This window comes from Devosia sp., from assembly GCF_041917035.1.
Taxonomy (GTDB): Bacteria; Pseudomonadota; Alphaproteobacteria; order Rhizobiales; family Devosiaceae; genus Devosia_A.
This window is the reverse complement of the sequence record NZ_JAYRYM010000150.1, coordinates 1-9,621: the sequence shown is the minus strand read 5'-3', so window position 1 is coordinate 9,621 and position 9,621 is coordinate 1. Positions and strand designations below refer to the sequence as shown.

Below are 9,621 nucleotides of genomic sequence, written 5' to 3'. Positions count from 1 at the left end.
AATGCCGGTGCCGACCGGCCGTTCAGTGGCGGCATCTGCGACCCCTTGCCCCTCGCCGTCGACGCCGACGGCTATCTGCAGCTGGACCGGCCGAAGTGAGCGGGGACATCTCCGGCTCGGTCGAGCCACGCTTCGAGCCGGTGCGCGCCGCCTTCGCTGCCGCCTTCGAGGGGCGGCCGACGATGGGGGCCGCGCTGCATGTCCGCCTCCGCGGCCACCCGGTGGTCGATCTGTGGGGCGGCGTCGCCGACGAGCGCGACGGACGCCCCTGGCAGCGCGACACCCCCTCGGTGATCTTCTCGTGCACCAAGGGGCTGGTCTCCATCCTCGCGGCGCGCCTCGTCGAGGAAGGGCGCCTCGCCTACGACGCCCTCGTGACGAACTACTGGCCCCGGTTCGGCGCCACCGGCAAGGCGGGAACGACCGTCGCCGATCTGCTCTCGCATCGTGCCGGCCTTTCGGCGCCGCGCGACGACCTGCGCTTCGAGGACATCCTCGATTGGGACCGCATGGTGGGCATCCTCGCCGACCAGTACCCGCTCTGGTGCCCCGGCACCGCCTATGCCTACCATGCCATCACCCATGGCTGGCTGGCCGGCGAACTCATCCGCCGCGGCACCGGGCTCACGGTCGGCCGCTACTTCGACGAAGCAATTGCCCGCCCGCTCGGCGTCGATGCCTGGATCGGGCTGCCCGCCGCGGCACGGGGTCGTCCGGCGCACCTGCAGGTCGCCGCCAGCATAAACGAGCTGTGGCAGGACGAGGCGCTGAAGCCCGGTCCGAACTGGCCCTTCCGCGCCATGACCATGGGCGGCGCCCTGCCCGCCGCCCTGGCAACGCCGGAGGGCGGCTTCAACGATCCGCGCCTGCAGGCCGCCGAGGTGCCGGGAGCCGGGGGGATCGCCACGGCTGCCGCGCTCGCCTCCATCTGGTCGGCGACCGTGACGCCGACCGACGGGGTGCGTCTCATCGGGCCCGGGGTGGTCGACATCGCCACCCGCACGCAGAGCGAGGGTCCGCCCTTCTTTCCGGCCGAGCCGCCCTATGCCCGCTGGGGCATGGGGTTCCAGCTCGACTCCGAGGCGCGGCGCTACCTCTCGCCCCGCAGTTTCGGTCATGACGGGGCGGGCGGTCAGGTCGGCTTTGCCGATCCGGAGGCGCAGCTCGGCTTCGGCTTCGTCACCAACTGGATGATGGGCCCGGAAGATACCCGCGCCACCCGCATCATCGAGGCGCTTCGCCGCGCGCTCGGCTAAACGCGCAAAGGGTGGCGCGGCCGTATTGACAGTCGGAGCGCTCCATGTGCTAAATCCATTTAGCAGACGGAAACATCCACTGCTGCCCTGATCCATGGAGGAGGTAGTCGTGAGAGCATACTCTCGCCTTGCACTTCGTATCGCCGTCGCCGTCGCGGCCGCAGCAACCGCCGGCACGACGCTCGCGGCCCCCAGCTGCGGCACCGACCCGGTGGTGCTCAATTCCTACTTCGAGACCGGCTTCCCGCTGCCCACGCGGCTGGCCGAGGAATTCACCCGGCAGTTCCCCAATGTCACCTTCGACATCAAGGAAGACCAGTTCGCCAACCTGATGGAGAACAGCCCGCGCGTGCTCGCCGGTGACAACGCGCCCGATCTCATCCGCCTGCCCAGCATCAGCGACCTGGTGGTCGACGGGCTGCTGAAGAATCTCGACGGCTACTTCACCGATTTCGGCTGGGACAAGTTCCCGCCGTCCCAGCTGGTGCAGCTGCGCATCCACGAGTCCGGCCGGCCGCGTGGCGAGGGTTCGCTGTTCGCGATGGGGCTGAACTACAGCCTCACCGGGGTGTTCTACAACAAGACGCTCGCCGCGCAGGTCGGCATGACCGAACCGCCGCAGACGCTCGCCGAGCTCGACGCCCTGCTCGAGAAGGCCAAGGCCGCCGGCATCCAGCCGATCCAGGAGTGGAACGCGCCCAACGCCGGTCTCGCCTTCCCGCTGCAGAACCTGATGGGCGCCTATGGCGACCCGACCCCGATCAACGACTGGATCTTCCAGAAGCCGGGCGCCACCATCGACACGCCCGCCAACCTGCAGGCCGCCCAGCACCTCGAGAAGTGGATCAAGGCCGGCTACTTCCCCGCCGATGCCAATTCGCTCGACTACGGCGCCAACATGGGCCGCTTCATCGGCGGCACCGGCCTGTTCCTGTTCAACGGCGACTGGGAGTCGGGCAATCTCGACAAGCAGATGGCCGGCAATGCCGGCTTCTTCCTGATGCCCCCGGCGACGGCCGGCGGCAAGCACGCCGCCATGTCGGCGCCGCTCACCTACGGGATCGGCGCCAAGGCCAAGAACCCGGACTGCGCCGCCTTCTTCCTCAACTGGGTGGCGACCAACCCGGATGCGCGCCGGATCAACGTCGATGTCGGCGGCTCCAACCCCGGCGGCCCGCCGGACCTGCCGATCCCGCCGGTTGCACCCGGCTCGGTCACCGAGGCCACCCTGGCGGCCGGCAATGTGCTGGCGGGCGACAACGGCGCGATGGACTTCATCGCCAACGCCACGGGCGCCATCTTCGCCGAAGGCTGGACCCCGCAGCTGCAGCTCCTTGTCGGCGGCCGGACGGACGCGGCAAGCGTTCTCAAGCAGGTGCAGGCGGAGTATGAAAAGCAGCTGGCGCGCTGAGCCGCGCGCGTCCCGGAACGCCCTTCCGGGACGCGACTGATCAAGGCCGGGGCGGTTCGTCGTTGCGACGCAGCGGCAGGCCGCCCCGTATCGATCCCCTGCGAGACTTGATGGCCCACTCGTCCACGCCTTCGTCCGACCGGCTGCCCTCCCGGCCCAATCTCCGCGGCCGCGGGGTTCTGGTGGCCTGGCTGTTCATCGCGCCGGCGCTGCTGTTCTACAGCGCCTTCGTGCTCATCCCCATCGGCATGACGGCCTACTACTCGCTGCTGCGCTGGAACGGCATCGGGGTCGCGCAGTTCCGCGGCCTCACCAACTATCTCACCGTGCTGACCGAACCCGATCTGCTGGCCACCATCGGCAACGCCTTCCAGCTGGTCCTCTATTTCAGCCTGCTGCCGGTCGGCATCGGGCTGGGGGTCGCGCAGATCATTCGCAAGCACCTGGGCGGCCCGTTCGGCACCACCGCCCGCACGGTGCTGTTCATTCCCCAGGTCATCCCGCTGGTCGCCGCCGGCATCGCCTGGAGCTGGATGCTGGCCTCGAACGGCGTCGTCAACCAGTTGCTGCAGGCCATCGGCCTCGGCGCATGGACGCGCGGCTGGCTCGGCGATTTCGACTTCGCGCTGCCCGCCGTCGGCATCATCGGGGCCTGGGTCCTGCTCGGGCTGTGCACCATGCTGCTGGTGACCGGCATCGCCAAGATCGACCCCACCCTCTACGAAGCGGCCAAGCTCGACGGCGCCTCCGGCTGGGACGAGTTCGTCCACGTGACCCTGCCCGGCCTGCGCCAGGAGATCGGCGTCTGCATCACTGTCACCGTCATCGCCGCGCTCGCCAGCTTCGACATCGTCTATGTCGCGACCGGCGGCGGCCCCGGCGGCACCACCAACGTGCCGGGACTCGAGATCTACCGTCTCGCCTTCGCGCATCGGCAGGTCGGGCTCGCTTCTGCGCTGGCGGTGGTGCTGATGATCCTCGTCATCGTCTGCATCCTGCCCATCCAGTGGCTGATGCGGGAGCGTCGCCGGTGACCGCCGCGGTCAGGCGGCCGAGTGCGGCCCTGGGGACCTTCGCGGCGCGGGGCCTCCTCGTCGTGCTGATGTTCATGACGCTGCTGCCGTTCATCACCATGTTCTCGGCAGCGCTCGCCCCCTCGGGCACCTATCCGCCGGGCCTGCAATGGCCCGCCGACCCGCAATGGGGCAATTTCGTCGCGGCGTTCGAAGCCGCCAAGCTGGACCGTCTGCTGCTCTCCAGCATCACCATCGTCGCCTGCGTCGTGCCGGTGTCGATCCTGATCGGCACCATGGCCGGGTTCGGCCTCGCCAAGCTGGCGCCGCGCGGCAGCCAGTTCGTCTACCTGCTGTTCGTGATCGGGCTGACGCTGCCGCTCGAAGTGGTGATCATCCCGCTCTACTACGAGGTCCAGTGGCTCGGGCTGCTGAACACCAAGTTCGCCATCATCCTGCCGCTCATCGGCCTGTTCATGCCGTTCTCCATCTACTGGATGCGCGCGCACTTCGTGAACGTTCCCGCCGAAATGAGCGAAGCCGCCGAGATCGACGGAGCCAGCGTCTGGCAGCAGTTCTGGCACATCCAGGTGCCGCTGGCCCGGCCCGCCATCCTGTCGCTGGCCATCCTCCAGTTCCTCTGGACATGGAACTCGTTCCTGCTGCCGCTGGTGCTGGTCGAGACGCCGCTCGAGCGCACCATGGCCGGCGCGCTGGGCGCGTTCCAGGGCCAGTGGGGCACCAATATCCCGCTGCTCTGCGCCGGCTCGCTGCTGATCCTCGCCCCGACGATCGTATTGTTCCTGCTCTTCCAGAAGCAGTTCGTCGCCGCCTTGCTGCAGGGCGCGGTCAAGGGCTGACCCGGGCTCCGAGGTCCGGTCCGCTCGCTTCCCCGGCGGCCGGCAGCGCTACTCCGCTACGGCCGGCACCGGCTCGTTGCGGAACTGCAGCCGCGCCAGCTCGGCATACTTGCCGCCCTTGCGCACCAGCTGCTCGTGCGTGCCCTCGTCGATCAGCCGCCCCTTGTCGAGCACCAGGATGCGGTCGGCATCGCGGATCGTCGCCAGCCGATGCGCGATCACCAGTGTCGTGCGGCCCTGCATCAGCCGCTCGAGAGCCAGCTGCACCAGCCGCTCGCTCTCGGCGTCGAGCGCCGAGGTCGCTTCGTCGAGCAGCAGGATCGGTGCGTCCTTGAGCAGGGCCCTGGCGATCGCCAGCCGCTGCTTCTGTCCGCCCGAGAGCATCACCCCGCGTTCGCCGACGATCGAGCCGTAGCCATTGGGCAGCTCGACGACAAAGTCATGCACCAGCGCTGCCCGGGCGGCCGCCTCGATCTGCTCCGGCGTGGCATTGAGCCGCCCGAACCGGATGTTCTCGGCGATCGTGCCGGCAAAGATCGTCGGCTCCTGCTCCACCGAGGCGAACCGCTTCCTGAGCTGCGCCGGGTCGACCGAGCGGACATCGATTCCGTCGACGAGGATGCGCCCCGAGGTCACGTCGTAGAAGCGCTGCGCCAGCGAGAACAGCGTCGACTTGCCGGCGCCGGACGCCCCGACCAGCGCCACCGTCTCCCCCGCCTTCACCGAGAAGCTGACATCGTCGATGACCGTCTCGTCGTCGCGGGTCCGGTAGGCGAATCGCACCCGCTCGAAGTCGACCGTGCCGAGCGGCGGCACCGGCAGCGGCACCGGCTCGGCGGGCGCGCGGATCGACGGCTCGGTATCGAGAATCTCGATCAGCCGCTCCGTCGCCCCGGCCACCGTCTGCAGCGTGCCCATGATTTCCGACAGGTTGGTCAGCGCATTGCTGGCCATCAGCGCGTAGATCATGAACTGCGTCAGCTCTCCCGCCGTCACCACGCCGTCGAAGACCGCCTTCGAGCCCCACCAGACCAGCACCACGAGGCCGGCCGTCCCGGCGAACATCATGCCGCCCAAAAGGATCGCCCGCGTGCCCAGCCGGGTGATCTCGGCCTTGAACGAGTCCTCGGCGCGCTGGCCGTAGAGGCGGGACTGCTCGGGCTCCTGCACGAAGCTCTTGATCGTCTTGGTCGAACCCAGCGCCTCGGTGGCCATGGCCGACATCTCGGCGATGGTGTCCTGCGCCCGCCGCGACATCCGCCGCAGGCGTCGCGCGAACACGATCACCGGGACCACCAGCAGCGGCCCGCCGATCAGCACCGTGACCGTCAGGAACGGGCTGGTGAGGAACATCAGCGTCACCGCGCCGACCAGCGTCACCGCGCCGCGCAGCATGATCGACAGGCTGGACCCGATCGCCCCGCGAATGGTCGCCACGTCGCCGTTGAGGCGCGAGGTCAGTTCGCCGACGCGATGCGTGTCGAAAAAACTCGCATCGAGCGCCAGCAGGTGGTCGAACACCGCCCGCCTGAGGTCGGTCAGCACCCGCTCGCCGAGGATCGAGATGAAATAGAACCGGCCGCCGCTGGCCACCGCCATCACCGCCGCGACGAGGATCGCCAGCCCGCCATACTGCGTCACCGCGTCGAGGTTCCGCGACAGGAAGCCGACATCGATGATCCGGCCCGCGATCGCCGGGATCCCCAGCGAGGACAGGGCCGCCGTGAGCAGCAGCAGCGCCGTGAAGGTCAGGCGCCAGGGATAGCGCAGCACGAACGGCATCAGCCGCCGGATCGGCTGCAGGTTGTAGCCCGCGGTGCCGGCGCCCGGGGCGCCGGTTCGGGTGTTGGTCGTCGTTTTCGAAGCCGTGTTCAAGGTGCCATCGGTATAGGCAGGTCGGCCCGCCCCCGCAATCCGAAATGGCTCCTCATCGCCGCAGGCGCGTCCCCTTGCGAAGGGCCGGGTTTTTCTCTATGAAGCCGGCCACAGAAACACCACCTGGTCCGGGCGCCCGCGGCGCCCGTTTGATTTGAGGCAGCGATGAAGAGCGATATCCACCCGGACTACCACATGATCACCGTGGCGATGACCGACGGGACGACCTACCAGACCCGTTCGACCTACGGCAAGGCGGGCGACACGCTGCAGCTCGACATCGACCCCAAGACCCATCCCGCCTGGACCGGCGTGCAGGGCAACCTGATGGACCGCGGCGGCCGCGTCACCCGCTTCAAGGACAAGTTCAAGGGCCTCGGCTTCTGATCGGAACGACCAGCTCCGACCGCATCGGCCCGGCCTCGCGCCGGGCTCGTTGTTTGTGGGCTACTGCTGCAACCGTCCGAATGCCGCCTTGAGCCGCGCCAGCTGGTCGGTGATGCTGCCCTCGGCGCCCCGTGCCGGCTCGATCACCGCGCCGCGCTCGAGCTTGTCGAACTGCAGCACCCGCTCGAAGACCCGGTCGCCCCGCGCGATGTAGTCGCGCAGTCGCGCCGGCAGCGTATCGAAGCCCGGCCCGCCGCGTTCCGAGGGGGTCGCGGAGAACCGCACCTTCTCCTTCTCGATCCGGGCATTCTCCGCCGTCAGTTCGCCCTCGTTCACCGCCCGCTGCAGCAGCAGCCACGAGGCGAGCTGCATCAGCCTTGTGGTGAGGCGCATGCTCTCGGTGGCGTACAGGAACGAGGTTTCTCGCGGCAGTCCGCGGCTCTCGGCCCGGCCGTCGCCGTCGAGATAGGCCGCCACTTCCTCGATCAGCCCCATGCCCTCGCGATACAGCAGCTCGAATCCGCCCGCCGCCACGATGCGTGGCCCGATCGCGATCGGGTGTCTGGCTTCCCTGTTGTCGTCCACGTTGTGCTCGGCTCCGGGGACCGGGCCGCTGCCCGTCACCCCAGCATTGCGCTCCTGTGCGTTGCAGGAGCCTTAACATCGCGGTCGTCGCGGCGCACAAAAGAAAAGAGCCGTCGAAACGGCTCTCGAAAGTTAACAGGGAGGCGTCAAACAGAGGGAAAACCGCTCTGCCAAATCCAGAGAACTGGATATCCCTAGAAATGCCACAAGCCGGTTAACGCCGCGTTAACGGGAGTCGATTTCTTAACCCTGTCGCACCGGTCCCGATACGGGTGGCACACGCCGCCGCTGCCCTCCCGCCGGCCCGCAGAGACCGGCAGGCGTCGACCGGCCCGCAGGCCGGCCGAACTAGAACTTGAACACCGAGTCCGCTGCCGCCCGCGTCTTCTGCCGCGCCGCGATCGCCTGCTCGAGCCGGGCGATCTCGCCGCGCAGCAGGCCGATGCGCTCCTCCAGTTCCGCCACCGACATCGTGTCGATCGGCATCCCGACCTCATGGCTCTTGGGCCTTTTGACCTCATCGTCGTCGAACATGGCCGTCCCCTCGTTTCAGTGCGGCAGAATCTAGCCCTTGTGCCCGTCGATGCAACCCTTGCCGCCCCCTTGCGGCGCGGCCGGCAATCCCTCACAGCTGTGGCCATGTCTCCCGCTCTCATGTCTGTTCCCGCTCGGATGCATGCCATCGCCATCGCCGCTCCCGGCGGGCCGGAGATGCTGCGCCTCGTCTCGGCGCCGCTGCCCGCTCCCGGCCCGGGCGAGGTCCTCATCCGCGTCGCGGCGGCCGGGCTCAATGCGCCCGACATCGCCCAGCGCCGCGGCACCTACCCCCCGCCCCCCGGCGCCTCGCCGCTGCCGGGGCTCGAGGTGAGCGGCATGGTGGCCGCCATCGGCCCCGACGTCGCCGGCTGGACCGAGGGCGACCCAGTGGTGGCGCTGACCAATGGCGGCGGCTATGCCGACTATGTCGCCGTTCCCGCCGGACAGGTCCTGCCCCTGCCCTCCGGCTGGTCGATGCGCGCCGGCGCCGCCCTGCCCGAGACCTTCTTCACCGTCGAGCAGACCCTCGTCATGCGCTCGGGGCTCGCCGCCGGAATGACCGTGCTGGTGCATGGCGCGGCCGGAGGCATTGGCGGGGCCGCCATCCAGATCGCGCGGCACCTGGGCGCCCGGCCGATCGCGGTCGTCTCCGACGCCGCCAAGGCCGCCTACGCGCAAAGCCTCGGAGCCGTCGCCGCGATCCGCCGCGACACCGAGGACTTCGTCGAGAGGACCCTCGAGCTGACCGGCGGACGGGGTGCCGACCGCATCGTCGACATCGTCGGCGGCGACGGGCTCGAGCGCAACCTCGTCGCCGCCGCGAGGTCAGCCCACATCGTCCTCGTCTCGACCCTTGCCGGTGCGCAGGCCACCATCAATGCCGGCCGGCTGCTGGCCAAGCAGCTGACCCTGTCGGGCTCGACCCTGAGGCCGCAGAGTTCCGAGACCAAGGCGGCGATCGCGCGCCATCTCCTGGCCGGGGTCTGGCCGGGCCTCGCGGACGGCCGCATCGTTCCCCCCCGCCTGCGCGCTTTCCGCCTCGCCGACGCGGCGTCGGCGCACGCCGCATTCGAGGCCCCGACGCACTACGGCAAGGTCGTGCTGGTGACCGAATGGGGCGCCGGACTCGCCGAGGATCGCGACAATCCGATTGAATCGGCCTGAGGGCGCGCGTATATAGTTCGTCATTCCCCCTCATTCGGAACGACGAGGCGGGGCGGACCGGGAGGCCGGGCCGCGCCTCAAGGAGATATTCACGATGGCCACGCCCCTTCTGATGCCAAAGGCCACCGCCGTCTGGCTGGTCGACAACACGGCGCTCAGTTTCGAGCAGATCGCCGCGTTCTGCAGCCTGCACCCGCTCGAGGTGCAGGGCGTCGCCGACGGCGACGTGGCGAGCGGCATCATGGGCGTCAACCCGGTGCAGAACGGCCAGCTCACCCGCGAGGAGATCGAGAAGGCCGAGGCCGATCCGAACTACCGCATGAAGATGAGCGAGCCCAAGGTCCGCGTCGCCGCGCCCAAGCGCAAGGGTCCGCGCTACACTCCGATCTCGCGCCGCAACGAGCGGCCCAACGCCATCAAGTGGCTGCTGCGCAATCATCCGGAGATGAAGGACGCGCAGCTGATGCGGCTGGTCGGCACCACCAAGTCGACCATCGACGCGGTGCGCGACGGCACGCACTGGAACAATGCCA

The 9,621-nt window shown here is 69.0% G+C and carries 10 protein-coding genes; 7 read left to right on the top strand and 3 right to left on the bottom strand.

What is annotated here, in order from left to right:
• Window positions 1-95: 95 nt before the first annotated feature.
• The 4 genes from ACE3TU_RS14835 to ACE3TU_RS14820 all read left to right on the top strand — a co-directional run bounded on the left by ACE3TU_RS14835 (window position 96) and on the right by ACE3TU_RS14820 (window position 4,540).
• Window positions 96-1,256 (top strand): serine hydrolase domain-containing protein, encoded by a 1,161-nt coding sequence (locus tag ACE3TU_RS14835; RefSeq protein WP_374625508.1) that lies wholly within the window; start codon window positions 96-98, stop codon window positions 1,254-1,256.
• A gap of 109 nt (window positions 1,257-1,365) precedes the next feature.
• The gene (locus tag ACE3TU_RS14830; RefSeq protein ID WP_374625506.1) at window positions 1,366-2,667 is read left to right on the top strand and encodes an ABC transporter substrate-binding protein; all 1,302 of its coding nucleotides are present in this window, start codon (window positions 1,366-1,368) and stop codon (window positions 2,665-2,667) included.
• A gap of 110 nt (window positions 2,668-2,777) precedes the next feature.
• On the top strand, window positions 2,778-3,701 hold the full coding sequence (locus tag ACE3TU_RS14825; protein WP_374625504.1) for a carbohydrate ABC transporter permease: 924 nt from the start codon (window positions 2,778-2,780) through the stop codon (window positions 3,699-3,701).
• On the top strand, window positions 3,698-4,540 hold the full coding sequence (locus ACE3TU_RS14820) for a carbohydrate ABC transporter permease (protein WP_374625503.1): 843 nt from the start codon (window positions 3,698-3,700) through the stop codon (window positions 4,538-4,540). The genes ACE3TU_RS14825 and ACE3TU_RS14820 overlap by 4 nt, the downstream gene beginning before the upstream one ends.
• A 48-nt stretch (window positions 4,541-4,588) precedes the next feature.
• On the opposite strand, the gene ACE3TU_RS14815 is transcribed toward ACE3TU_RS14820, so the two are convergent.
• Window positions 4,589-6,415, bottom strand: a complete 1,827-nt coding sequence (locus ACE3TU_RS14815) for an ABC transporter transmembrane domain-containing protein (RefSeq protein ID WP_374625502.1) — start codon at window positions 6,413-6,415, stop codon at window positions 4,589-4,591.
• A gap of 165 nt (window positions 6,416-6,580) precedes the next feature.
• On the opposite strand from ACE3TU_RS14815, the gene rpmE reads away from it, so the two are divergent.
• A complete protein-coding gene (gene rpmE, locus ACE3TU_RS14810) occupies window positions 6,581-6,802 on the top strand; it encodes a 50S ribosomal protein L31 (protein ID WP_374625500.1) in 222 nt (73 codons plus the stop codon).
• Window positions 6,803-6,862: 60 nt separating this feature from the next.
• Here the strand turns inward: rpmE and ACE3TU_RS14805 are convergent, their stop codons facing one another.
• Both ACE3TU_RS14805 and ACE3TU_RS14800 read right to left on the bottom strand, forming a co-directional pair.
• A complete protein-coding gene (locus tag ACE3TU_RS14805; protein ID WP_374625498.1) occupies window positions 6,863-7,387 on the bottom strand; it encodes a DUF1465 family protein in 525 nt (174 codons plus the stop codon).
• Between the two features lie 348 nt (window positions 7,388-7,735).
• Complete coding sequence (locus ACE3TU_RS14800; RefSeq protein WP_374625496.1) at window positions 7,736-7,921, bottom strand: DUF1192 domain-containing protein; 186 nt, start codon at window positions 7,919-7,921, stop codon at window positions 7,736-7,738.
• Between the two features lie 120 nt (window positions 7,922-8,041).
• Here ACE3TU_RS14800 and ACE3TU_RS14795 point away from each other — a divergent pair, with 120 nt between their 5' ends.
• Both ACE3TU_RS14795 and ACE3TU_RS14790 read left to right on the top strand, forming a co-directional pair.
• Window positions 8,042-9,088, top strand: coding sequence for an NAD(P)H-quinone oxidoreductase (locus ACE3TU_RS14795; RefSeq protein WP_374625494.1), 1,047 nt, complete (start codon window positions 8,042-8,044; stop codon window positions 9,086-9,088).
• A gap of 94 nt (window positions 9,089-9,182) precedes the next feature.
• Window positions 9,183-9,621 (top strand): cell cycle transcriptional regulator TrcR (locus ACE3TU_RS14790; RefSeq protein WP_374625492.1); only part of this gene is annotated, 439 nt, incomplete at its 3' end.

What these genes read in the sequence shown, in the direction of transcription:
- ACE3TU_RS14825 (WP_374625504.1), top strand. Translation starts at nt 2,778, where the DNA reads ATGGCCCACTCGTCCACGCCTTCGTCCGACCGGCTGCCCTCCCGGCCC.
- rpmE (WP_374625500.1), top strand. Translation starts at nt 6,581, where the DNA reads ATGAAGAGCGATATCCACCCGGACTACCACATGATCACCGTGGCGATG.
- ACE3TU_RS14800 (WP_374625496.1), bottom strand. Translation starts at nt 7,921, where the DNA reads ATGTTCGACGACGATGAGGTCAAAAGGCCCAAGAGCCATGAGGTCGGG.
- ACE3TU_RS14795 (WP_374625494.1), top strand. Translation starts at nt 8,042, where the DNA reads ATGTCTGTTCCCGCTCGGATGCATGCCATCGCCATCGCCGCTCCCGGC.